At 60.9% G+C, this 23,045-nt stretch carries 19 protein-coding genes; 17 read left to right on the top strand and 2 right to left on the bottom strand.

Going from position 1 to position 23,045, the window contains the following annotated elements:
- Positions 1–6 precede the first annotated feature (6 nt).
- The 5 genes from nth (at position 7) to ACTQW0_RS04135 (ending at position 7,085) form a co-directional block, all read left to right on the top strand.
- The gene (gene nth / locus ACTQW0_RS04155) at positions 7–672 is read left to right on the top strand and encodes an endonuclease III (protein WP_427747829.1); all 666 of its coding nucleotides are present in this window, start codon (positions 7–9) and stop codon (positions 670–672) included.
- Positions 673–792: 120 nt separating this feature from the next.
- A complete protein-coding gene (gene mfd, locus ACTQW0_RS04150) occupies positions 793–4,425 on the top strand; it encodes a transcription-repair coupling factor (RefSeq protein WP_441567061.1) in 3,633 nt (1,210 codons plus the stop codon).
- A gap of 56 nt (positions 4,426–4,481) precedes the next feature.
- Complete coding sequence (locus ACTQW0_RS04145; RefSeq protein ID WP_441567059.1) at positions 4,482–5,345, top strand: phosphatase PAP2 family protein; 864 nt, start codon at positions 4,482–4,484, stop codon at positions 5,343–5,345.
- Between the two features lie 45 nt (positions 5,346–5,390).
- Complete coding sequence (locus ACTQW0_RS04140) at positions 5,391–6,416, top strand: threonine aldolase family protein (RefSeq protein ID WP_441567057.1); 1,026 nt, start codon at positions 5,391–5,393, stop codon at positions 6,414–6,416.
- A 78-nt stretch (positions 6,417–6,494) separates the two neighbouring features.
- Positions 6,495–7,085 (top strand): GNAT family N-acetyltransferase, encoded by a 591-nt coding sequence (locus ACTQW0_RS04135; RefSeq protein ID WP_118238204.1) that lies wholly within the window; start codon positions 6,495–6,497, stop codon positions 7,083–7,085.
- 21 nt (positions 7,086–7,106) lie between these two features.
- Here ACTQW0_RS04135 and ACTQW0_RS04130 read toward each other — a convergent pair whose 3' ends face one another.
- Positions 7,107–7,829, bottom strand: a complete 723-nt coding sequence (locus ACTQW0_RS04130; RefSeq protein WP_427747834.1) for a GntR family transcriptional regulator — start codon at positions 7,827–7,829, stop codon at positions 7,107–7,109.
- Between the two features lie 206 nt (positions 7,830–8,035).
- Between ACTQW0_RS04130 and ACTQW0_RS04125 the strand changes: the two genes are divergently transcribed.
- The 12 genes from ACTQW0_RS04125 (at position 8,036) to ACTQW0_RS04070 (ending at position 21,491) form a co-directional block, all read left to right on the top strand.
- The gene (locus ACTQW0_RS04125; protein WP_117648180.1) at positions 8,036–9,028 is read left to right on the top strand and encodes an SIS domain-containing protein; all 993 of its coding nucleotides are present in this window, start codon (positions 8,036–8,038) and stop codon (positions 9,026–9,028) included.
- Positions 9,029–9,311: 283 nt separating this feature from the next.
- A complete protein-coding gene (locus tag ACTQW0_RS04120; RefSeq protein ID WP_441567055.1) occupies positions 9,312–10,394 on the top strand; it encodes a DMT family transporter in 1,083 nt (360 codons plus the stop codon).
- 183 nt (positions 10,395–10,577) lie between these two features.
- Positions 10,578–11,501 (top strand): PTS mannose/fructose/sorbose transporter subunit IIAB, encoded by a 924-nt coding sequence (locus tag ACTQW0_RS04115; RefSeq protein WP_154518543.1) that lies wholly within the window; start codon positions 10,578–10,580, stop codon positions 11,499–11,501.
- Positions 11,502–11,537: 36 nt separating this feature from the next.
- The gene (locus ACTQW0_RS04110; protein WP_154518546.1) at positions 11,538–12,332 is read left to right on the top strand and encodes a PTS mannose/fructose/sorbose/N-acetylgalactosamine transporter subunit IIC; all 795 of its coding nucleotides are present in this window, start codon (positions 11,538–11,540) and stop codon (positions 12,330–12,332) included.
- Between the two features lie 13 nt (positions 12,333–12,345).
- Positions 12,346–13,179, top strand: a complete 834-nt coding sequence (locus ACTQW0_RS04105) for a PTS system mannose/fructose/sorbose family transporter subunit IID (RefSeq protein WP_117855153.1) — start codon at positions 12,346–12,348, stop codon at positions 13,177–13,179.
- 198 nt (positions 13,180–13,377) lie between these two features.
- A complete protein-coding gene (locus ACTQW0_RS04100; RefSeq protein ID WP_427795265.1) occupies positions 13,378–14,361 on the top strand; it encodes an SIS domain-containing protein in 984 nt (327 codons plus the stop codon).
- Positions 14,362–14,517: 156 nt separating this feature from the next.
- Entirely contained in the window at positions 14,518–15,147 is a 630-nt protein-coding gene (locus ACTQW0_RS04095; protein WP_154518552.1) for an HAD family hydrolase, read from the top strand.
- Between the two features lie 206 nt (positions 15,148–15,353).
- On the top strand, positions 15,354–16,361 hold the full coding sequence (locus tag ACTQW0_RS04090; RefSeq protein ID WP_441567053.1) for a YitT family protein: 1,008 nt from the start codon (positions 15,354–15,356) through the stop codon (positions 16,359–16,361).
- 142 nt (positions 16,362–16,503) lie between these two features.
- Positions 16,504–17,223: a GntR family transcriptional regulator gene (locus ACTQW0_RS04085; protein ID WP_441056551.1), complete on the top strand. Its 720-nt coding sequence runs from the start codon at positions 16,504–16,506 to the stop codon at positions 17,221–17,223.
- A 420-nt stretch (positions 17,224–17,643) separates the two neighbouring features.
- On the top strand, positions 17,644–19,620 hold the full coding sequence (locus ACTQW0_RS04080) for a RecQ family ATP-dependent DNA helicase (protein WP_441567051.1): 1,977 nt from the start codon (positions 17,644–17,646) through the stop codon (positions 19,618–19,620).
- Positions 19,621–19,622: 2 nt separating this feature from the next.
- Positions 19,623–20,378, top strand: a complete 756-nt coding sequence (locus ACTQW0_RS04075) for a GntR family transcriptional regulator (RefSeq protein WP_441540437.1) — start codon at positions 19,623–19,625, stop codon at positions 20,376–20,378.
- 144 nt (positions 20,379–20,522) lie between these two features.
- Positions 20,523–21,491 carry an SIS domain-containing protein gene (locus tag ACTQW0_RS04070; protein ID WP_427793944.1) on the top strand — a complete coding sequence of 323 codons (969 nt, stop codon included), beginning with the start codon at positions 20,523–20,525 and terminating at the stop codon, positions 21,489–21,491.
- 381 nt (positions 21,492–21,872) lie between these two features.
- Here the strand turns inward: ACTQW0_RS04070 and ACTQW0_RS04065 are convergent, their stop codons facing one another.
- Entirely contained in the window at positions 21,873–22,850 is a 978-nt protein-coding gene (locus ACTQW0_RS04065; RefSeq protein WP_152067319.1) for an L-lactate dehydrogenase, read from the bottom strand.
- Positions 22,851–23,045 lie beyond the last annotated feature (195 nt).

Below are 23,045 nucleotides of genomic sequence, written 5' to 3'. Positions count from 1 at the left end.
GTCGTTATGCCACGCGAGACCAATGCCGCCAAACGCGAGCGCGCCGTTGAGGTGTGCGAGCGCCTTAACCGTCGCTATGGCCCGGTTGAGTGTTTTTTGGACCACGAGAATCCCTATAGGCTGCTCATAGCGGTGTTGCTCTCGGCGCAGACGACCGACGCGCAGGTCAACAAGGTGACGCCGAAGCTGTTTTCCCAGTGGCCCACGCCCGAGGCCATGGCGGGGGCGAGCGTTGCCGATGTGGCAGATACCATTAAGTCGCTCGGCTTCTATAAGAGCAAAGCCAAGCACGCCGTTGAGGCCGCACAGATGATTGTCGCTGATTACGGCGGCGAGGTGCCGGCCGACATGAAGGAGCTTGTCAAGCTGCCGGGCGTTGGGCGCAAGACGGCGAACATCGTGCTCAACGTGGGGTTTGGCATTGTCGAGGGCATCGCGGTCGATACGCACGTCAACCGCATCGCGCACCGCCTGATGCTGAGTCCCAAGACGCACGCCAAAGAGCCGCTCAAGACCGAGCAGGATCTGCTCAAGATCTTGCCGCACGAGTATTGGGAATCGGTCAACCACCAGTGGATCACCTTTGGCCGCGAGATCTGCGACGCCCGCAAACCCAAGTGCGACGAGTGCCCACTGGCAGACCTTTGCCCGAGCATGCGCGTTTTGGGGTAGCTGTTTGGCGTGCGCTGGCGTGTTCACCTCATGCGCTACCATGACAATCAATACTTTTGACGTAAGACCCGCCGAGCTTGCCCCGGCGGGCTTTTGGCGTTGCGATGCCGGAGGAACAGCATGCTCATTCACCGTATAGCCGCGCAGCTCTACACTGCTGAGGCCTTGCAGACCGTCGAGGCCGGACTCGATGCCGGCGAGGATGTGACGCTGGCCGTGTCGCAGTCGGGCCGCACGCTTATGGCGGCTGCTCAGTTTGCGCGCCGCCCGCGCCCTACGGTCTACATTGTGAGCGGCGAGGACGCGGCCGATCGCGCCGCGCGCAGCCTGGCCGCCTACGTGGGCCTGGCGCACGTGTGCCGCTTTCCCGAGCGCAAGGACTATCCGTGGCGCGAGCAGGCGCCCGACGATGCCGTGGTGGCGCAGCGCTGCGAGGCTCTGGGGCGTATCGTGCGCGGGGACAACTGCATCATGGTTGCCTCGGCCCGTGCATTGCTGCGTTGCGTGCCGCCAGTCGAGAGCCGCTACTGGGAGTCCACGACCTTTGCGGTGGGCGAGGAGATTCCTTTTGACGAAGTGCCGCAGCGCCTGGTGGGCATGGGCTACACCAATGCCGGCGCCGCCGACGCACCCGGCCTGTTCCGCGTGCACGGCGACACCGTCGAGGTATTCCCCGCACAAGAGAAAGCGCCCGTGCGCATTGAGTTCTTTGGCGACGAAATTGATCGCATTCGCCGTATGGTGAGCTCCACGGGCCAAACCATCGGCAACGAGGACAGCATCGAGATCTTCCCGTGCCGCGAGCTGGCGCTTACCGACGAAGCCGTTCACAACATGCACGTGGCGCTCTATCGCGCAAGCCAGAGCGACAGCAAGCTGGCGGCACTGCTCGAGATGGTTGATGCGCGTATCGTCACACCCGAGCTCGACCGCTTTTTGCCGGTGATGTACGGCAAGACCGTGAGCCCGTTGGCGCACGTGAGCGGCAAGGCGCTTGTGGTTCTGTCCGAGCCGCGCTCGCTGTTCGACGACTGCCTGCGTGCCTACGAGGATATCGAGGCGCGCGCCGGCGAGGCGGGGATTGACCGCTTGGACGGCCTGTACGTGCGCGCCCAGCAGCTCGACTTTGGTGCTCAGCAGCGCCTGAACTACGTGAGCCTGATCCGCGCCGGCGGTGCGGTTACGGCAGAGCTCAAGATTGAGCAGCCGGCTATCGCAGGCTCGGAGAACCGCTTTATGACGCGCGTTCAGGAAGTCGTGGGCAAGCGCTATGCCTGCGTGTTTGCCATTCCCGACCGCGGAGCGCGCGAGTCGATGGAGCTCACCTTTGGCGACGAGGGCATTACCTTTGAGGAGTCGCTGACGGCCGCCCCCGAAAACGCCGGTGTTATTGGCGAGCGCGTACGCGTGGCAGCGGCAGATTCTGCCGACCGTGCTGCCCGCCAGGAGGCCCATGCCTCGATCCGCGAGCGCCGCGTCGACGCGCTCAACGCCCGCTCGCTCGAGGCGGGCGCCGCCCAGGCTGCCGCCGGTGCTGCCGTACCCACCATCTCGCGCGGACGCGTGACCTTTGTGGATGCTGCCCTGCCGCAGGGCGTGGTGGTGCCCGATGCCAACCTAGCCGTGTTCTCGATCGCCGATCTCAATGCCCGCATGGACGCCAACCGCGCGCGCAGCCGTCGCAAGGTGGACATTACGCAGATTACGTTTCCGTTTAAGCCGGGCGACTACGTGGTGCACGCTACCCACGGCATCGCGCTCTTTAGCGAGATCGCGCGCCAGGAAGTGGGCGGCAAGGAGCGCGACTACTTTTTGCTGGAATATGCCGACGGCGACAAGCTCTACGTGCCGCTCGAGCAGGTCGACCGCATCACGCGCTATGTTGGTCCCGACGGCGACAAGCCGCGCTTGACTAGGCTCAACACCGCCGACTGGACGCGTGCCACCAACAAGGCGCGCAAGAACGCCAAAAAGCTGGCGTTTGACCTGGTCGATCTGTATACGCGCCGCTCGTCGATTACCGGTATCGCCTGCCCGCCCGATACGCCCGAGCAGATCGAGATGGAGGAGAGCTTTCCTTACGACGAGACGCGCGACCAGCTGGAGGCTATCGCCGATATTAAGGCCGACATGGAGGCGCCCAAGCCCATGGACCGCCTGCTGTGCGGCGACGTGGGCTTTGGCAAGACCGAGGTTGCCCTGCGCGCGGCGTTTAAGTGCGTGGACTCCGGCCGTCAGGTCATGGTGCTCTGCCCCACGACCATTCTGGCCCAACAGCACTACGAGACCTTCTTTGAGCGCTTTGCCCCGTTTGGCCTCGAGGTCGAGGTGCTCAGCCGCTTTCGCACGCCGGCGCAGCAGAAGCGCGCGCTCAAGGCGTTTGCCGAGGGCACGATCGACGTGCTCATCGGCACGCACCGCCTGCTTTCGGCCGATGTGAACCCCAAGAACCTGGGTTTGGTGATCATCGACGAGGAGCAGCGCTTTGGCGTGCAGCACAAGGAGCAGCTCAAAAACCTGCGCGAGCAGATTGACGTGCTCACACTTTCGGCCACGCCTATTCCGCGAACCATGCAGATGGCCACGAGCGGCGTGCGCGACATGAGCCTGATCACCACGCCACCGACCGGGCGCCGTCCCGTGATCGTGCACGTGGGGGAGTACGACCCCGACGTGGTGAGCGCGGCGATTCGCCTGGAGGTGGGCCGCGGCGGCCAGGTGTACTACGTCTCCAACCGCGTCAAGACCATCGACGACGCCGTGGCACGCGTGCACGAGGCCGCGCCCGAGGCGCGCGTGGGCGTGGCGCACGGCAAGATGAGCCCGCGCGAGGTCGAGGACGTGATGATCGAGTTCGCGACCAAAAAGATCGACGTGCTCATCGCCACGACCATCGTGGAGAGCGGCATCGACAACGCGACCGCCAACACGCTCATCATCGAGGATTCGCAGCGCTTGGGTCTGGCGCAGCTCTACCAGCTCAAGGGCCGCGTGGGCCGTTCTGCCACGCAAGCCTACGCGTACTTTATGTTCCCGGGCGAGCTGCCGCTCACCGAGGAGGCTACGGCACGCCTGACCGCACTCTCCGAGTTCCAGGACCTGGGCAGCGGCATGCGCATCGCCATGCGCGACCTGGAGATCCGCGGCGCCGGCTCGCTCATGGGCGCCGAGCAGCACGGCAACCTGTCGAGCGTGGGCTTTGACCTGTTTACGCAGATGCTGGGTCAGGCCGTGGCCGAGGCGCGCGGCGACGACGATGCCGGTGTGGAGGCGGCGAGCGTGGGTATTAACCTGCCGGCCGACTACTTCTTGTCCGAGGAGTACCTGCCGGCGGTGGATCAGCGCGTGCTCGTATACCGTAAGCTTGCGGCGGCCGAGGACCTGGAGAGCATCGACGAGGTGCAGGAAGAGACCGAGGCCGCGCATGGCGAGCTGCCGTTGGCGGGACTCAACCTGTTCAATCGCGCGCGAATCCGCATTCGCGGCGAGCGCCTGGGGCTCGAGAGCGTTACGCTCAGCGGCGGTCGCATCACGTTTTTGGGCGTCGACGTTCCCAAGAAGGTGGCCTATGAGCTTAAGACCCGCTATGGCGCGGTGAACTTCCCCAAGAGCCGCAAACTGTCGGTGCCCTACAAGGCGGGCGCCGGCGCGGGCAGCGGCCTGGGTCGCGGTCTCGACGCCAACGACGGCACCGGCCCCGTGGCCGCGGCACTCATGCTGCTGCAGCAGCTGGGCGCGTCCGACGATGATTAACGGGTCGACGTCGTAAACGCCCCATTTGGGCAATCTGGTTCCATCGAAAGGAAAGCATGTTCGGGTACATCTATAAGAAAGATGCCGCTGCTATCGCGGTTATCCTTGCCCTCTGCCTGGGCGTGGGCAGTTTCTTCGATTATCAGATCTCGAGCGCGCTGTTCAACATCGGCAGCGTGTACGGCCGCTTTATCGAGGCGACCGGCGAGCTGCCGTTTGAGCTGACGGCGAGCGTCGCGGGCGTTATGCTCGTGCGCGCGGTGCGTCCCGACTCCAGGGGGAGCAAATGGCTCGCCGTGCTCGGCATCCTCGTCAATGTTGGCCTGACCGGCTACGAGATCGTTTCGTCCCTGAGGGTTGGCGGCAAACTCATCGCGGCTCAGTTGGTGCTGACGTTTGTGCTGGCCATCGTCGCCAACCTTATCGTCTATCGCCTCACGCGCACGACCGAGCCCGACGAGCTCACACGCTGGGCGCTCATGGTGCTTGCCGTGTGGGTCGCTCAGGCCATCATCCTCAACGTGATCGTCAAGCCGCTGTGGTCGCGCCCGCGCATGCGCGTGGTCGAGGTGACGCCGGGGCTCGAGTTTCAGCCGTGGTGGGTGATCGGAAACCCCGACAAGCGGGCCTATATTGCCGCCGGTGTAGTCAAGGACGGCTTTAAGTCGTTTGCGAGCGGACACGCGGCGCACGCGGCGATCGGCCTTATGCTCGCCGGGCTTCCCGCAGCGGCCTTTAAGGAAAAGCCGTCGCGCCGTCGTGTGGTCTTTTGGACGGCGGCTGTGGTTGTGGCGTTCGTCGCGTTTGGCCGCATCGTGATCGGAGCGCACTTTTTGAGTGATGTGAGCTGCGGTTTTGCTCTGGTGCTGGCACTTGAGTGCCTTGCCGCGCGCATTGCCTATCCCAGCGGCGTACAATAGCTCCGTTTGAATCATCTGGCCGATACCCGGTAAGAGAGGATTGCCATGCTCGCGTTTAACAACGATTATTCCCACGGCGCACACCCGGCGGTGCTGCAGGCGCTCGTCGACACCAATATGGAGCCGCAGCCCGGATACGGTACCGATGCACATACCGAGCGTGCCAAGCAGCTTATCCGCGAGGCCTGTCAGGCCCCCGATGCCGACGTGTTTTTTCTGGTGGGCGGCACGCAGGCCAACGCGACGGTGATCGACATGCTGCTCGCGCCGTACGAGGGCGTCGTTGCTGCCGAGACTGGCCACGTCGCCTGCCACGAGGCGGGCGCCATCGAGTTTGGCGGCCACAAGGTGCTCACCATCCCCGGCTACGAGGGCAAGATGCACGCCGAGGACCTTGAGAACTATATCCAGGTGTTCTACGAAAACGAGAGCTACGAGCACACGGTGTTCCCGGGTGCCGTGTACGTGAGCCTATCGACCGAGTACGGCACGCTGTACTCCAAGGCCGAGCTCGCGGCGATTCGCGCAGTGTGCCAGAAGCGCGAGATTCCGCTGTTTGTGGATGGCGCCCGCCTGGCCTATGCGCTGGCGGCCGATGAGTGCGACATTACCCTGCCCGAGCTGGCGCAGCTGTGCGACGTGTTCTACGTCGGCGGTACCAAGTGCGGCGCGCTCTGCGGAGAGGCTGTGGTGTTCTGCGGTATGCACGCCCCGGCGCATCCCATTCCGCGTATTAAGCAGCATGGCGCGCTGCTTGCCAAAGGCCGCCTGACGGGCGTGCAGTTTGAGGCGCTCTTTACCGACGGCCTGTATTTTGAGATTGGTCGCCAGGCGATCGAGACGGCTCAGGCGCTTCGTCGCGTGCTGCACGAGCGCGGCTACCAGTTCTTTTTGGAGACGCCGACCAACCAGCAGTTTGTGATTCTGCCCAACGAGGACATGGCCCGCATTCGCGAGCATGCCTCGATTGAGTACTGGGAAAAGTACGACGAGACCCACACGGTGGTGCGCTTTTGCACCAGCTGGGCCACGACGCAGGAGGACATCGACGCGTTGGCGGCTGTTCTGTAGCCTGATGTAGTGACAAGGGGCTGCCCTGCGCCTGAGCTTGGCGCAGGGCAGCCTTTGTTTTTGAGGGGGAAGGGTTGTATGACCGAAATGTCCGAGCCGACGATTCGCCTGGCGACGCCCGACGATGCGCCGGCGTTGCTTGCCATCTATGAGCCGTATGTGCGCCAGACGGCGATTACCTGCGAATACGAGGTTCCGAGCGTTGAGGAGTTCGCCGGGCGTATCGAGCGTACGCTCAAGCGCTACCCGTATTTGGTGATGGAGCTGGACGGGCGTCCGGTAGGCTATGCCTATGTGAGCCCGCTCAACAGCCGCGAGGCATACGACTGGTCGGTCGAGACGTCGATCTACCTGGCGCGCGATGTGCGCCACGGCGGGCTGGGCCGCAAGCTGCACGATGCGCTCAAGCAATGCCTGATCGCGATGGGCATCACCAACATGTGTGCGCTCATCGCCGTGCCGCACGACAAGGACGACGAGTATCTGACGCACAACAGTCAGGATTTCCATGCCCATATGGGGTATCGCCTGGTGGGTGCCTTCGACCGCTGCGCCCAAAAGTTCGGTCGCTGGTACGACATGTGTTGGATGGAGCTGGTCCTAGCCGAGCGCACGCCCAACCAACCCAAACCAACCTGGTTCCCCGACCTCCCCAAACCTACCATTTAGGGACAGGTTTATTTTGGCAGGTTAGCCGATGGGCTCGGTGTATTTGGCGCGGTCGGTGCGTTGGATGCGCTTGGAGACATGGAGCGGTCGGCCGTCGGTGTCGTAGACGTAGTCGGTGATCAGGATCAGCGCCTGCCCGCGCTCAACGTTGAGCAAAAACGCCTCATTTTGCGAGGCATAGCACACCTCAAAGGTCTTATGCCCCTGTGCCGGTGCGCGATGGAACTCCTGTCGCAGCGTGGCGTAGAGCGAACCGTTGATATCGCGATCGATGAGCGTCTCGAAGCTTGGCGGCAGGTAGGTGGTCTCCAGGCACAGCGGCGCGTCGTCCAGGTAGCGCAGGCGGACAAGTTTGACGAGCTTGCTGCCCACGGCGGCGTCAAAGAACTTAGCTATGCTGCCGGCCGCCTTGGCAAAGCCCGAGTCCACGGTGCGCGTGGTGGGCTTCATGCCCTGGCCTTCGACCTGCTTGGTATAGCTCGAAAACACCAGGTTGTTCTCGTGGAGCGCGGGCGTGTCGGCCACAAAGGCGCCACGCCCGCGCTCGGTGCGCACCAGGCCCTCATCAACGAGCACCTTAAGGGCGTGGCGTACGGTGCTGCGTGACAGCCCCGATTCGTCCATGAGTTCCATCTCGGACGGCAGCTTGTCTCCGCGCGCATACGTGCCGGCAGCGATGCGATCGCGCAGCGTGCCCGCCAAGCGCTCGTATTGGGTCAGTTTCTTTTTAGATGTGACGCCCATATTGCCAACCTATATCTAACCTGTATGCTTACCTAAGCAAGCATGTATTTAATAAAACAATAAAACTGCTGGTAGCGAGCTACCGAAAACCACGGCAGCAAAATTTCTAAGACAAATATAGCATACAACTAGTCGACATAACTAAAACATGTATGTAACTTGTATGCCTGTGATGAGCATCAAACGAGAAGAAAGGCTGATGCACGATGACTACTCAGGAACAGGTTAAAGATGTCGTCTCCCAGGTTTTGGCCGACAAGGCAGACAAGGGCGGCATCAAGCGCGTCGTGTGGATTGGCGCCGGCGGATCCAACGGCGGTAACTATCCTGCCCAGTACTTTATGGAGCACGAGGCCACGCAGGTCGTGAGCTCCAGCTACACCAGCAACGAGTTCGTGCACGCCACCCCTGCCTACGTTAACGAGAACACCTTGGCCGTCGTCGTGTCCATGCGCGGCACCAAGGAGACTATCGTCGCCGCCCAGGTCGCCAAGGACCACGGTGCCAGCACCATCGCCATCTATGTCGACGAGTCCGCCCTCACCGAGGTCTGCGACTACAAGATTCAGTACGACAGCCTGGCCGTCGACGAGTCCTGCATGGGCCGCACCAACTCCGCCGTCGTGACCATGATCGCCATGGAGCTCACGCAGCAGACCGAGGGCTATGCCGAGTACGAAACCGCTATGGCCGCCTTCGACTTGGTCGACCCCATCTATCGCAAGGCCGTCGAGTACACCCGTCCGCTCGCTGCCAAGTGGGCCGAGCAGAACGCCGACAAGCCCTGCATCAACGTGATGGCTCAGGGTCCGCTCTTTGGTGCCGCCTACGTCTTTAGCATCTGCAACGTGCAGGAGATGCTGCAAATCGACTCCTGCACCATCAACACCTGCGACTTCTTCCATGGCCCCTTTGAGATCCTGGACAAGCGTACCTCGCTGTTCCAGCTCATCAGCGTCGGCCGCAGCCGCTGCAACGACGAGCGCGGCATCCGCTTCGTCAACCAGTACGGTGGCGAACGCGTCTATCAGCTCGACGCCAAGGAGCTCGGCCTCAACGACATCAAGGACAGCGTGAGCGAATACTTCAACCACCTGATCTTCGCGCCGATCCTCAACAACGTCTACATGCGCGCGCTCTCTGCCGTCACCCACAAGGACTATATGACGCGCCGCTACATGTGGAAGCTCGACTACTAGGGGATAGAGCGGCCTAACAGCTCGATGTCCTCATAAGTTGCGGTGGAATAGTTCCTGTTTGGGGGCTTGAAGCCTCTATTTAGGAACTATTTCACCGCAACAGCCAAATGATCCGCTGGGGACGGAGGAAAACGGATCACTGACGCAGACCAGCCCCTCAGTGATCCGTTTTCCTCCGTCCCCAGCGGATCATTTTCCGTTCGGCGATTTGTGGCTTGAAAATTGTATATAACGACTATAACGTAGTATGAAACATATTGGAAACAATACCGAGGAGGCTGCGTTGAAGAAAAGCAATCTGGGCTATGTGCTGGTGCTGATCGCCGCGCTTATGTGGGGCAGCATCGGAATCTTTGTAAACGGCATCTCGGCCATGGGCGTTTCGTCCCAGAGCATGGCTGCCTTTCGCTTGTTGGTCGGAGCGCTTATCTTGGCGCCGGTCCTGATGTTTATGGGCTGCCGCCCAGGTGAGGGGTCTACCGTGGCTCAGGGTCCGCTGGCCCTGTTCAAGGCAAGCCCTAAAGAGCTTGTTCCCTGCGCGCTTGTCGGTATCGTCGGTTTGGCCGCCGCCAACACCTGCTATTACGAGTGCATGGGCGAGGTGGGCATGTCCACGGCCTCGGTGCTGCTCTACACCTCGCCGGTGTTTGGCGTCATGCTCGGCCGCGTGCTTTATCGCGAGGACGTGACCCCTAACAAGCTCGTTGCCATTGTCTTTAACATCGTTGGCTGCGTGCTTGCAGTGACCAATGGCGACCTTTCCGGTTTTCATTTTTCGGTTTGGGGCGTCACGTCGGGTGTGATTGCAGGCCTTTGTGGTGCGTCGCTCGCGGTGTTTAGCCGAATAGCAACCAAGACGGTCCACCCGCTGGCAGTCACGTTTTGGGGCTTTGTTTTTGGCGGTGTGGTTATGGCAGCTATCGCGGCTCCGTGGCCGGATGTCGCCGCGGCAATGTCGCCACAGCTGCTGCTGCTGTTCCTTGGCTTTGGACTCATCCCCACAGCCGTGGCTTACATCTTATATATGCAGGGTCTGTCCATGGGGCTCGAGACGTCGAAAGTTCCCGTCGTAATGTCATTCGAGACAGTTGTCACCGTACTGCTGGGCATTGGTGTCTACGCCGAGCCCGCCGGCGCGATCAAAGTCCTGGGCATCGTGCTGGTGCTCGCGTCCATCCTGATCATGAACACCGACTTCTCCAAGCTGCGCAACAGTGTGTTTGTCGGTCATGTCATTGAGAGCATGACCTTTAAGCCCAACGCGTGGTGGACGGAGAAATCGCAGGACATGGATCTGTTTAAGGAACGCACCGGCATCGCGCTGGAGCCCACCGTACAGGAAAGTCCCTGGTACTTCGTGCGATAGGGAATTGCGTGCGGCATCCGACCTGGGGTTATCCAGCCAGTGCCCGCCTACCCAGCCCCAATGTTTCGAGCACGTTAAACCCGTAAACGGTCGATTTTTAACCGCGAACGGTCTTTATACTAATTATCAATGTAAGTAGCGTATAAGACGTTATAATGACCATAACGAAAAGGAGGAGGCAAGATGAATCAGATCATTCTCGCATCTCATGGCGGCCTGGCCGCAGGCGCCAAAGACACGCTCGAGATGGTTCTCGGCGACGTGTCGAACGTCCACGTCGTGTCGCTTGCTCGTGACGACAAGGAGCCCATCACCAATAAGGTGGACGCCATGATCGCCACGTTCAACGCGGACGATACCGTCTATGTGCTGACCGATATGCTCGGCAGCTCGGTCAACAACAGCATGGTCGAGCTTTCCAAGAACGGCACGAAGTTCACGGTTGTCAGCGGTTTCAACATCCCGCTGGCGCTCACGCTCGCTATGAGCCCCGCCCCCGTCAAGGGCACCGAGCTCGCGGCCCTCATCAACGAGGCCCGCACTGGTCTGACCAACCCCAACGCACCGGTCGAGGCCGTCGCGGCTCCCGCCAAGAAGGCCAAGGCGTCCCGTCACAGCTCCGGTCCCGCCAAGATCGTCCTTGCACGTCTTGACTACCGTCTGCTGCACGGCCAGGTCGTCTTTACCTGGACCACCAAGGTTCAGGCCGAGCGCATCATCGTCGTCGACAACGCTGCCGCCAACGATGACATCAAGAAGGGCGCTCTTAAGCTGGCCAAGCCCCAGGGCGTGCGCCTGAACGTCTTCACCGTCGAGCGCGCCCTCGCCAAGATGGACAAGCTCAACACCCTTGGCGAGCGCGTCATGTTCGTCTTTGGCAACACTGCCGAGATGCTGCAGTTCTGCCAGGGCTACAAGCTCGACGCCATCAACCTGGGCGCCACCGCCAACCACGACGGTGCCGATCAGGTCGGCGGCAAGGACAGCTCCGTCTTCTTCGACGCCACGCAGAAGGCCGACATCAACCAGCTGCTCGACATGGGCATCAAGCTCTATGTCCAGCAGACCCCCACGTATCAGAGCGTCGACATCGACGCCAAGCTGTAGTCAACCAGGCTTTTGCCTGACTGAAAGGAGAAGGGTATGAATACGTTCATCAGTGCGGTGCTCGTCGGCCTCGTCGGCGTGTTCTGCATGTGGGACTCCCGCCTGCTCGGTCGTCTTAACTTCGAGCAGCCCCTCGTTGGCGCTACGCTCGTCGGTCTGCTGCTGGGCGATGTGCCCACCGGCCTTGCCGTCGGCGCCGCCGTCGAGCTCGTGTCCATGGGCCTGGTGCAGGTCGGTGCTGCCGTTCCGCCCGATATGGTCCTGGGCGGCATTGTGGCCGCTGCCTTTGCGTGCCTGACCGATGCTTCCGCCGAGACCGCCATGACGATCGCCATCCCGGTCGCCGTCCTGGGTCAGCTCCTCGGCATCGTGTTCCGTTCCATCATCGCCGCCCTCACCCATGTGGCAGATAGCGCGATCGATAACGGAAAGTTCAAGACCGCCTACCGTATGCACATCTGCGTCGGCACTGGTCTGTACGCCGTCATGTACTTCCTGCCGATCTTCCTCGCCGTCTTTGTTGGCACCGACCTGGTTCAGGCCATCGTCAACATGGTCCCCGAGTGGCTGTCCACTGGTCTTAACGTTTCGACCAAGATCATGACCGCCTACGGCTTGGCCCTGCTGCTCACCATGATGATCAAGAAGGGTATGACTCCGTTCCTGTTCATCGGCTTCCTGCTCGCCGCTTACCTCAACCTGTCCGTCATCGCGGTCGCTCTGATCGGTGTGTGCCTGGCTGTCGTCTTCATGGGCTTCAAGTTCAACGGTTCCCATGCAGCCGCCGGTGTCGATTCCGACTACGATCCGCTCGAAGACGACGAAGACTAAGGAGGAACACACTATGGCAACCGCAACCAAGGACGTGTCCCTGAACAAGAAGGTCAGCCAGTTCTTCTGGCGCTCCTGGGCCATCCAGGCCTCTTGGAACTACGAGCGTCAGATGAACATGGGCTTCCTCTATGGCATGGTTCCCACGCTCGATCGCCTCTATCCGGATGAGTCCGACCCCAAGCAGCTTGCTGCTAAGAAAGAGGCTTACCACCGTCACATGGCGTTCTACAACTGCACTCCGCAGACGAGCGCTTTCGTCCTGGGCCTCGCCGCCTCCATGGAGGAGGAGTACGCCAAGGATCCCGAGAACTTCGATCCCGATTCGATCAACGCGGTCAAGACCTCCCTCATGGGCCCGCTTTCCGGTATTGGTGACTCCTTCTTCCAGGGCACCATCCGCGTTATCGCCTTTGGTCTGGGCGTTCAGCTGGCTCAGCAGGGCTCCATCATGGGCCCGATCCTGGCCATGCTCATCTCCATCGTGCCTTCCGTGCTGATCACGTGGTTCGCAGCCAAGATGGGCTATCAGGGCGGCCACGAGTACCTGAGCAAGCTTCAGGGCGGCGACCTCATGGAGAAGCTCATGTATGTCTGCGGCATCGTGGGTCTTATGTCCGTGGGCGGCATGATCGCTACGCTGATCGGCGCCACCACCCCGCTGCAGTTCGCTGACGGCACCGTCGTGATCCAGGACATCCTGGACGGCATGATGCCCCAGATGATTTCCCTTGGCCTCACCGGCCTTATGTACTGGCTCATCAAGAAGAACGTCAACACCGGTTGGCTTCTTGTGATCGCCATCGTGGGCGGCATCGCCCTCTCCGCGGCCGGCATCCTGGCCTAGTCGCGCCCAAGCGTCTAACCGCTTTCCCCGGGGAGCCTGCCTGGCATCCCATACCCCAGGCAGGCTTCCATCCCTAAATGTGTCAAAGGGACAGTCCCTATGTCACATCTTCAATGGGCCGGCGACTCGGTCCAAATCACGGTAACCCTGCGCACGTCCGGCAAAGTGGCGCCGCAAAAATCGAAAGGAATGTGTCAGATGTACGAGATCGACCTTAACCTCCCTAAGCAGATCGTCGCTGATGTCCTGTCCAACCACGAGATCCACAGCGTCGCCTTCGTTGGCTGCGGCGCTTCCATGTCCGACCTTTACCCCGCCAAGTACTTCCTGGCCAACAACACGGACAAGCTGAACGTTCAGATCTTCACCGCAAACGAGTTCAACTACGACACGCCCTCCTGGGTCAACGAGCACACCTTCGTGATCACCTGCTCCCTCGGTGGCTCCACGCCCGAGACCGTCGAGGCCAACAAGACCGCCAAGAAGCACAACTGCCCGGTCGTCTCCCTCACCAACAAGGCCGGCTCCGCTCTGACCGTCGACGCCGACCACGTCATCATCCACGGCTTCCACGCCAACTACGCTGCCAAGTGCGAGAAGCCCGGCTATGCCATCGCTCTTGCTCTCGAGATCCTTCAGCAGACCGAGGGCTATGACCACTACGAGGACATGATCACCGGTCTCACCAACGTCTTCGACCTCTGCGAGAACGCCGCTCAGTCCTGCAAGAAGCTCGCCAAGAAGTTCGCCGAGGACTTCAAGGACGACAAGATGATCTACTTCATGGCTTCCGGTGCCTCCGAGAAGATGGCTTATTCTCACGCCGCCTTCCTGTTCACCGAGATGCAGTGGATCGACGCCGCCGCCTACAACACCGGCGAGTACTTCCACGGCCCGTTCGAGGTTTCCACCGAGGGTAAGCCCTACGTCTTCTTCATGTCCGATGGCGCTACCCGTCCGATGGACGCCCGCGCCCTCACCTTCCTTAAGCGCATGGGCGCCAAGGTCGCTCTGATCGACTCCAAGGACTACGGCCTGGCTGACGCCGTGCCCGCGAGTGTCGTCACCTACTTCAACCCGCTGCTGCACCTCGCCGTTATGCGTGAGTACGGCAACCAGATCGCCGAGGCCCGTCAGCACCCGCTGACCATGCGTCGCTACATGTGGAAGCTTTCCTACTAATCACAAGTAAGTAGACCTTACGGGTTGATTGAGAGGGGATGGGGTTTTCGCCCCGTCCCCTTTTTTGCTTTGGGGGCGTGTTTGTCGCGCCGCAAACCCCAGATAAAACCTACCAAAATAAACCTGTCCCTTTTTGGCAGGTGGAAGGAGGAGCGTATGATCAAGGCAGTGCTGTTTGACATGGACGGCGTGCTGGTCGATACCGAGTGGTTCTACAACCGTCGCCGCGTGGCGTTTATGGAAGAGAAGGGGTTCCACTTTGACGAGATCCCCGACCTTTCGGGGTCTAACGAGCCGGCCATTTGGAAGGCGCTGGTGCCCGACGATGTTGAGCTGCGTGAGCGCCTGCGCGTGGAGTACAAGCAGGTCTACAGCCCGCACCACCCCGTTCCGTATGCCGAGCTTCTCAACGAGCAGACGGAGCCGGTGATGCGTGAGCTGCATGAGCGCGGCGTGAAGTGTGCCATCGCGAGCTCGTCCTATCGCGAGCTGATCGACGAGCTGGTGGAGATTGCCGGCATCGCCGACGTGCTGGACTACACCATCAGCGGTCACGAGTGCAGTGCGTTTAAGCCCGACCCCGAGATCTACCAGCGTGCCATGGAGGCGCTGGGGGTGGAGCCTGCCGAGTGCCTGGTTATCGAGGATTCGCCTCTGGGCATCGAGGCTGGCAAGCGCTCTGGCGCCCGCGTCCTGGCGCTGCGTCCGCACGAGGGCGTCAACCTGGACCAGTCTGCCGCCGACGTTGTCATCGACAATCTGTGTGACATCCTACCTGCCATTTAGGGACAGGTTTATTTTGGCAGGTTTTATCTGGGCAAATGCCGAATTCGCCGTGAAGGGATCGCTCTCTTCACGGCGTTTTTCTTTTGAGCGGCCTCACGGTCCTTCTGATGGTTGTCGAGAGAGGGTGAATTGAGGCGCCCCCGCACGCTCCATGCTACAATCGCGGGCATGCCCCACAACTATATCTGCCTTCGAAAGGAGCCTGCGTGGCGGATGCCATCGATCAGCTCACGGACCGCGTGCTCGTACTCGGCCGCCTCACCATCGTCCGCCGTGCCATTACTGCCGTGGCAGTCACGGTCTCTGCCGTTCTCCAGACATTCCTGATCCAGGCGTTCATTCGGCCCGCTGACCTGCTTCCGAGCGGTTTTACCGGCGTCGCGGTCCTTCTCGATCGCGTTACCTCGCTAGGCGGCGTTCACATCGACATCTCGCTCGGTATGCTCGCACTCAACATCCCCGTGGCGCTCCTATGCTGGAACGGCATTAGCAAGCGCTTCGTCATCTTCTCGATGATGCAGGTCGTGCTCTCGTCGCTGTTCCTCAACGTCTTTCACTTTGCGCCGTTTTTAGGCGACAAGATCATGCTCATCATTTTTGGCGGCGTGGTCTCGGGCCTGGGTGCTGCCATCGCGCTTAAGTCCGGCGCATCCACCGGCGGTACCGACTTTATCGCGCTGTGGGTTTCCAACCACACGGGCAAGACCATCTGGGGCGTCATCTTTGGCTTCAACTGCTTTATCCTGGCAATCTTTGGTTTTATGTTTGGCTGGGACAAGGCGGCGCATTCCATTGTGTTTCAGTTTATTTCGACCAAGACCATCGACAGTTTCTATCATCGCTACGATCGTGTGACGCTGCAGATCACGACGCGCAAGGCAGACGAGGTCATGACTGCCTACGTAAACCATTTTCAGCACGGCATTAGCTGCGCCGAGGTCGTCGGCGGATACAGCCGCGAGAAGATGTACCTGCTGCACACCGTTGTCTCGACCTACGAGAGCCAGGACATTATCAGGCTGGTATGCGAGGTTGATCCCGGCGCCGTAATCAACGTGTTCCACACGCTCAACTTTGTGGGCGGTTGGTGGGGCGGTCATGTCGACGAACCCATGCCCACGGCCGTTCCCGATCCCGACAAGCCCGCACGCATGGCCAGCAGGCAGGTGCGCCTCAGCGAACAGGACAGCTTGCAGCAGGACGACGGCAAGTAAGGTATTTGGCATTTTGCCGGCTCTGCTCAATCCTGTCCCTTTTTGGTAGGGAGGGTGTATCGTTTTATCGTTATGAGGTAACATAAAACTAGACGTTATATACGTATTTGTTATTCTGATATTTCGATAAGAGTGATTAGATATGCCTGCACCCAAAAATGCGCCGCTGTACCAGCAGATTTACGACGAAATCAAGGATTCGATCGAGAAAGGTGTTTATGCACCCAAGGAGCGTATCCCGTCCGAGCTTGAACTTGCCGAGCAGTACGAGGTGAGCCGTATTACGGTGCGCCGCGCCGTAGAGGAGCTGTGTTCCGATGGCTATCTGGTTAAACAGCAAGGCCGTGGCACGTTTGTCTCCACGCCGCACATCAACCGCCAGTTTCATGCCTCGATGCTGCAGACGTTTACCGCGCTGTGTGCCGACAATGGCATGAAGGCCGGCGCGCATGTAATCGATCGCCAGATCGTTCCGGCGCGCCAAAACGAGATGGAGTTCTTTGGCCTGCAGAAGGATGCGCTGCTGCTGCATATCAAGCGCGTGCGTACGGCCGACGGCGAGCCCATCTTTGAGGAGAACATCTTTGTGCCCTTTGACGCATATCGTGAGCTGTTGACGGCCGATCTTGAGGACAAGTCGATTTTTGCCGAGGTCGAGCGTGTTGGTGGAACGCCGATTGCCTCGGTTGGCTACCGCACGGTCGAGGCCGTTCGCGCCAATGCCGAGCAGGCGGCCGAGCTGGGCATCGCTCCGCACGATCCGCTGCTCAACCTGCGTGCCGGCTTTACCGGTCCCAATGGCGAGCCGGTTTTGCTCGGCAAGCAGTACTACGTGGGTAGCCGCTACGTTATGGTCATGTAAGTTACGCGGTTTTACCAAACCGCGTAACGGCTCGACGCTACGCCTTTGGTTCCGCCGTTCTAACGAACGGCGGACCGGTCGACGCTGCAAACGCCCCTAAGCGGCAATCTGACGTTCAATCGTCGGTCGCGTACCGAAGTACGTTTCCCTCCTCTTTCACGTCACCTTGCTCGCTTAGGGGCGTTTTCGCTGACTTATGCTCAACCAGCGACGTTTCCGCGCTTGTCAAGAATGTCCCCAATGACTACCCGCAGAATGAGCGTGGACAATCTCCCGTTTTTTGCTTGGTGACGGGTTCAAAGTGGGAGATTATCCACGCTCGTTCCCATCGGATTACATTGCCCGTGGCCGGCAGCCGTGCGGCACCGGTCCGCGTGGCGGCGTATAATCGGCGGCAGATGACTTGGACGTTAGGAAACCATGACCGATAGCATGCAGCAGATGGCGCTCGATACGCTCGGCGCCTATTTTGGCTACACCTCGTTTCGCCCGGGGCAGGACCGCATGGTCGATGCGATCCTTGCCGGCCGCGATGCGCTGGGCGTTATGCCCACGGGCGCCGGTAAGTCCATTTGCTACCAGGTGCCCGCGCTCATGCTGCCCGGTATCACCTTTGTGGTGAGTCCGCTGCTGTCGCTTATGGAGGATCAGACCCGTGCATTGCTCGCGGCGGGTGCGCGACCCAGCTATCTCAACTCCAGTCTTACTCCGGCCCAGCAAAACACCGTGCTCAAGCGGGCACGCGAGGGCCGCTACCAGCTTATGTACGTGGCGCCCGAGCGTCTGCTCGAGCCGCGCTTTTTAGCTTTTGCGCGGGAGGCCGCCGCCGGCATTGGCGTGCCGCTCGTGGCCATTGACGAGGCCCACTGCGTAAGCCAGTGGGGCCAGGATTTCCGTCCCGCCTACCTGCAGATTCGCGAGTTCATCGATTCCCTGCCGCAGCGCCCCATCGTGGCGGCCTTTACCGCTACGGCGACCGAGCGCGTGCGTGCGGACATTCAGCAGATGCTCGGCCTGCAAAACCCCGCGACGGTGGTGACGGGCTTCGATCGCAAGAACCTCTACTTTGGCTGCGAGGAGATGGGCGACAAGGCCAAGGCCGCGTGGGTGCGCGACTATGTGATCGCACATTCGAGCGAAAGCGGCATCGTGTATTGCTCGACTCGCAAGACCGTCGATGCGCTGGCAAGCGAGCTTGCCGAGGCGCTGGGCTCCAGCGGCATTCGCGTTGGCCGCTACCATGCCGGCATGGGCAACGACGCCCGCCGGCAAAGCCAGCGCGCCTTTATCGACGACGATATCCAGGTAATGGTTGCCACCAACGCCTTTGGCATGGGTATCGACAAGCCCAACGTGCGCTACGTGATTCACAACAACGTGCCCGAGAGCATCGAGGCGTACTACCAGGAGGCGGGCCGCGCCGGTCGCGATGGCGACCCAGCCAGCTGCCATTTGCTGTGGAACGGCAACGATTTTCGCATGCGTCGCTTTTTGATCGATCGCGGCGATGCTGCCGACGAGGCGCTCGATGACGAGCAACGCGCGTGGGCGCTCCAGAATCGATACCGCCTGCTCAGCCAGATGGAGGGCTACTGCAATACCACCGGCTGCCTGCGCGAATACATGCTGCGCTACTTTGGCGACGAGGCTGCGGCCGAGCATACCGCCGCAGCCGGTGCTAGCGGTGCCGCCACGGACGACGCCGAGGGCTGCGGCAACTGCAGCAACTGCCTCACGCAGTTCGAGGTCGAGGACGTCACCGATATGGCCCGCGCCGCCGTGCGCTATGTGGCTACGCGTCCCATGCGTTTTGGCAAGTCGCTGATCGCCGACGTGCTCCACGGCGGCAACACCGAGCGCATTCGCCAGATGCATCTGGACGAGGACCGCGGCTACGGTGAGCTGTCGAGCGAATCGGTCGGGCGCATCAAGGACATCATCGGGCAGCTGTGCGGCCGCGGTTATTTGGCAACCTCACAGGGACAGTACCCGGTCGTGGGACTGGGACCGCGTGCCGGCGAGGTCGAGGACGAGGCGTTTGCCTTTACCGTTAAGCGTCGTGCATCCAAGCGCAAGGCCTCGGCCCGCGCCCGCCGTGCGGTGGATCTGCTACGCGAGGAGGCCGAGCTGGATCAGCGCCCGCGCGTGGGCGACGATGCCGAGCTGTTCGAGCGCTTGCGTGCACTCCGCAAGGAGATTTCGATCGAGCTGGAGATGGCGCCGTACATGGTCTTCTCCGATAAGGCCCTGCGCGGTCTGTGCCGCCTGCGCCCTCAGACGCGCGACGAGCTTATCCGGGTCAACGGCATTGGTGAGAAAAAAGCCGACGCCTTTGGCGAGCAGTTTATGGCGGCGATTGAAGAGTTTGAATCCGAGCATGCACGGGATGGAGCGTAACGATGGTAGCCGATAGCAAGACCGACCGTACTGACGTGTCCGCCGTGCCGCTGTACCAGCAGGTTATGGACGACCTAAAGGGCGAGATCGCGCGCGGCGTGTACGCTGCCGGCTCGCGCATTCCTTCCGAGATGGAGCTCGCGAAGTCCTACGGCGTGGGGCGCATTACCGTGCGTCGCGCCATTGAGGAGTTGTCGCGCGCGGGATATCTCAACCGTCAGCAGGGGAGGGGCACGTTTGTGTGTGCGCCCAAGCTCAAGCGCAAGATTGTCCAGAAAGGCGACGTCCAGAGTTTTACCGAGGCCTGCGCTGCCAACGACATGGCGGCCGGAGCGCGCCTGGTGTCGCGCACGGTGATTGCGGCGACGCGCGAGGACGCGGCTTTTTTTGGCGTGGAACCCGGCTGCGAGCTCATCGTGGTCGAGCGCGTGCGCACGGCCGATGGCGTGCCCGTCATGCTCGAGAACAACGCCTTTGTGCTGGCCGACCATCCCTATCTGCAGCAGCTTGCCGACGAGGACCTCGCCGACAATTCGATTTTTGCGCTCGTTGCCGTGCATTCGGGCCGCGCACCGCTCAAGTCCGATCCCTGTACCGTGGAGATCGCGCTCGCTGATGCTCAGACGGCCCCGCTGTTGGAGGTGCCGGTCGGCGAGCCGCTCTTTTATATGGAGGCGTACTTTACCGATGCGGACGAGCGGCCCTTGCTGCTCGGGCGCCAAAAGATCGTGGGCTCGCGCTACGTGTTCGACATCTAACGTCCATAGATAGAACAATACAGAACAAGTTCGGTGAAATGAATTCACCTGCGACAGCTTGCGTGCTATAAATAGGACAACATAGAACGACCGCAGGTACGAGCTGTCGCCGCTCAAAGCCGCCACACAGGGAGGAACGTCACCGTGAACGCACACGATCTGGTTCAGGAAATTATCGAGCGCAAGGGTAAGATCGAGAATGTCTTTTGGATCGCCTGCGGCGGTTCGATGATTGACCTTATGCCGGCCAATGAGCTGCTCAAGCGCGAGGCAACCACGTTTACTTCGACGGTCTACACGGCGCGCGAGTTTTGCCTTATGGCCCCCAAGAGCCTAGGGCCGAAGTCGCTCGTCATCGCCTGTAGCCACAGCGGTAACACGCAAGAGGTCGTCGACGGCTGCGAGATGGCGCTGGCCGCCGGTGCCGAGGTCGTGACTATGACTGACTACGCGGGCTCCAAGATCGATAACGGCAAGTGGACCACCTGGGTTTACCCGTGGGGCAAGGGCGAGTCGCAGGCCGAAGTTCCGCAGGGCATCGGCGCTCTGATCGCCGCCGAGCTGCTCGACCAGCAGGAGGGCTACGAGGCGCTCGCCGACATGTACGCCGGCCTTAAGCAGATGGACACACTGCTGCCCGCTGCCCGCGAGAAGGTCAACGCCGAGCTGGGCGATCGCTTTGCCGAGCTCTGCCAGCAGCACAAGTTCTTCTATATCCTGGGCTCCGGCCCCAACTTTAGCCAGACCTACGCCATGGCCATCTGCTCGCTCATGGAGATGCAGTGGCAGCACTGCTGCTACATCCACTCCGGCGAGTATTTCCACGGTCCCTTCGAGGCTACCGAGCCCGGCGTGTTCTACTTTGTGCAGCTTGGCGCTGGCGAGTGCCGCCCCATGGAGGAGCGCGCACTGGCATTTCTCAACACGCACACCGATACAGTCATGGTGCTCGATGCGCTTGAGTACGGCGTGGGCGAGGTGCCTGCCAGCGTGCGTTCGTACCTGGAGCCGATCTTCTTCTATGCGATGAGCTGTGAGCTGCGCGCCGCCCGCGGCAAGGTATTTGACCACAGCCCCGAGGTTCGCCGCTACATGGGCGTCGAGCGGTACTAGGTAACGGGGAACGCGATTTTTCATGACGGGGCCTTCGCCAAGCGCGGGCCCCGTTTGCGTTACGGCGCCCCTTTTTGTTTGTCGAAAACGAAGTCAAATACTTTTCTCGAGAAGTGAACGACCTATTTTGGACCCCCGAAACATCGACATTTTTTGGCGCCAAAACAGCAGGAAAATCTTAATGAAACTGCAGGAAATGGTCTCCACAAAGTGCCGATGCTTCGGGGGCTCGTTTTTGCTCGTTCACTTTTCGGGAAAAGTATTAGACCTAAATCTGCAAGCGTGTCGCGTGAGTCAAAAAGCGGGCCGCGCCGGTGGGTTTCCGGCGCGGCCCGCTTTACATTGTGTCCGTATGAGTGAGTTGTCGCATCAACCGGCGGACTACTTGGCGTCGTAGGCCTCGGCGTCCCACCAGTCGAGCTGGGCGATGTTGTCGCGGATGTGCTGACAGCTCTTGTGGAAGCCCTCGAGCTCGTGCTCGGAAAGGTCGAGCGTGTAGACCTCCTCGACGCCCTCGGCGCCGATCACGCACGGCAGGGAGGTAAAGATGCCCTCCTCGCCATATTGGCCGGTCATAAGCGTAGAGGCCGAAAGCACGGCGTGCTCGTTGTGCAGCACGGCGGCGCAGACGCGCGCGGCGGAGTTGGCAACGGCGTACTCGGTGCACTGCTTGCCGGCGTAAGTCACATAACCGCCCTTGCGTGCGAGCTCCTCGACTTCCATGTGGTCGAAGGCGTACTTGTCGGGGTTCTCGGCCTGAAGCTCGTTGAGGCTCTTGCCGGCGATGGTTGCGGCCTTAAAGGCGGCCAGCTGGCTAAAGCCATGCTCACCGATCATGTAGGCATCGATGGACTTGGGGCTCACCCCGACCTTCTTGGAGATCTCGGTGCGCAGGCGGGCAGAGTCCAGGCCACAGCCCGAGCCGATGATCTTCTTGGGATCGTAGCCGGTCAGATGCCACAGCTCGGTGCACACGACGTCGCAGGGGTTGGAGATGCTCACGAAGATGCCGTCGAAGCCGGCGTCGACGATGCGCTTGGCAAAGGTGCGGGCGGCGTCGGTGGTAAAGAACAGCTCGCCGTCGCGGTTGCCGGCGGCCAGTGCGACCTTGCCGGCGGCGTTGACGATGACGTCGCAGCAGGCCAGCTCCTCGTAGTGGTCGTAGCAGTTGACGATCTTGGTGTTGTACGGGACAAACGAAAGGGAGTCGCGCAGGTCTTGGACCTCGGACGTCACCTTTGCCTCGTTGATATCGCAGAGGTACAGCTCATCGGCAATGCCCTGCATGAGCAGACTGTTGGCGACATGTGCTCCTACGTGGCCCTGGCCGACCACACCGATCTTACGCGTCTGGTACATATTCATATCCTTTCGGCCGAGTTTTTCGCATCGAACCATTGTAGCGTCCTGCTGCCACTTTGCTAGGCTAAAGCGCCGTAGATTTTTGGGACATGCCTTAATCTCTTCTTTTGGAGTGATTTGGGCCGCTGACGGTGTCTCGGGGCGATGCACTCGCGCGGATGGGGCCGCTCGTTGTACCATAGCTGCAACTGA

It is taken from the genome of Collinsella sp. LCP19S3_B7, assembly GCF_052121795.1.
Lineage (GTDB): Bacteria > Actinomycetota > Coriobacteriia > Coriobacteriales > Coriobacteriaceae > Collinsella.
Note: the sequence above shows the minus strand (reverse complement) of the source record. Positions and strands in the feature narration are given on the sequence as shown.

Bases quoted from the DNA above. Each gene is read 5' to 3' on its own strand.
- nth (WP_427747829.1), top strand. From the start codon at position 7: ATGCCACGCGAGACCAATGCCGCCAAACGCGAGCGCGCCGTTGAGGTG.
- mfd (WP_441567061.1), top strand. From the start codon at position 793: ATGCTCATTCACCGTATAGCCGCGCAGCTCTACACTGCTGAGGCCTTG.
- ACTQW0_RS04145 (WP_441567059.1), top strand. From the start codon at position 4,482: ATGTTCGGGTACATCTATAAGAAAGATGCCGCTGCTATCGCGGTTATC.
- ACTQW0_RS04140 (WP_441567057.1), top strand. From the start codon at position 5,391: ATGCTCGCGTTTAACAACGATTATTCCCACGGCGCACACCCGGCGGTG.
- ACTQW0_RS04135 (WP_118238204.1), top strand. From the start codon at position 6,495: ATGACCGAAATGTCCGAGCCGACGATTCGCCTGGCGACGCCCGACGAT.
- ACTQW0_RS04130 (WP_427747834.1), bottom strand. From the start codon at position 7,829: ATGGGCGTCACATCTAAAAAGAAACTGACCCAATACGAGCGCTTGGCG.
- ACTQW0_RS04125 (WP_117648180.1), top strand. From the start codon at position 8,036: ATGACTACTCAGGAACAGGTTAAAGATGTCGTCTCCCAGGTTTTGGCC.
- ACTQW0_RS04115 (WP_154518543.1), top strand. From the start codon at position 10,578: ATGAATCAGATCATTCTCGCATCTCATGGCGGCCTGGCCGCAGGCGCC.
- ACTQW0_RS04110 (WP_154518546.1), top strand. From the start codon at position 11,538: ATGAATACGTTCATCAGTGCGGTGCTCGTCGGCCTCGTCGGCGTGTTC.
- ACTQW0_RS04105 (WP_117855153.1), top strand. From the start codon at position 12,346: ATGGCAACCGCAACCAAGGACGTGTCCCTGAACAAGAAGGTCAGCCAG.
- ACTQW0_RS04100 (WP_427795265.1), top strand. From the start codon at position 13,378: ATGTACGAGATCGACCTTAACCTCCCTAAGCAGATCGTCGCTGATGTC.
- ACTQW0_RS04095 (WP_154518552.1), top strand. From the start codon at position 14,518: ATGATCAAGGCAGTGCTGTTTGACATGGACGGCGTGCTGGTCGATACC.
- ACTQW0_RS04085 (WP_441056551.1), top strand. From the start codon at position 16,504: ATGCCTGCACCCAAAAATGCGCCGCTGTACCAGCAGATTTACGACGAA.
- ACTQW0_RS04080 (WP_441567051.1), top strand. From the start codon at position 17,644: ATGACCGATAGCATGCAGCAGATGGCGCTCGATACGCTCGGCGCCTAT.
- ACTQW0_RS04075 (WP_441540437.1), top strand. From the start codon at position 19,623: ATGGTAGCCGATAGCAAGACCGACCGTACTGACGTGTCCGCCGTGCCG.
- ACTQW0_RS04065 (WP_152067319.1), bottom strand. From the start codon at position 22,850: ATGTACCAGACGCGTAAGATCGGTGTGGTCGGCCAGGGCCACGTAGGA.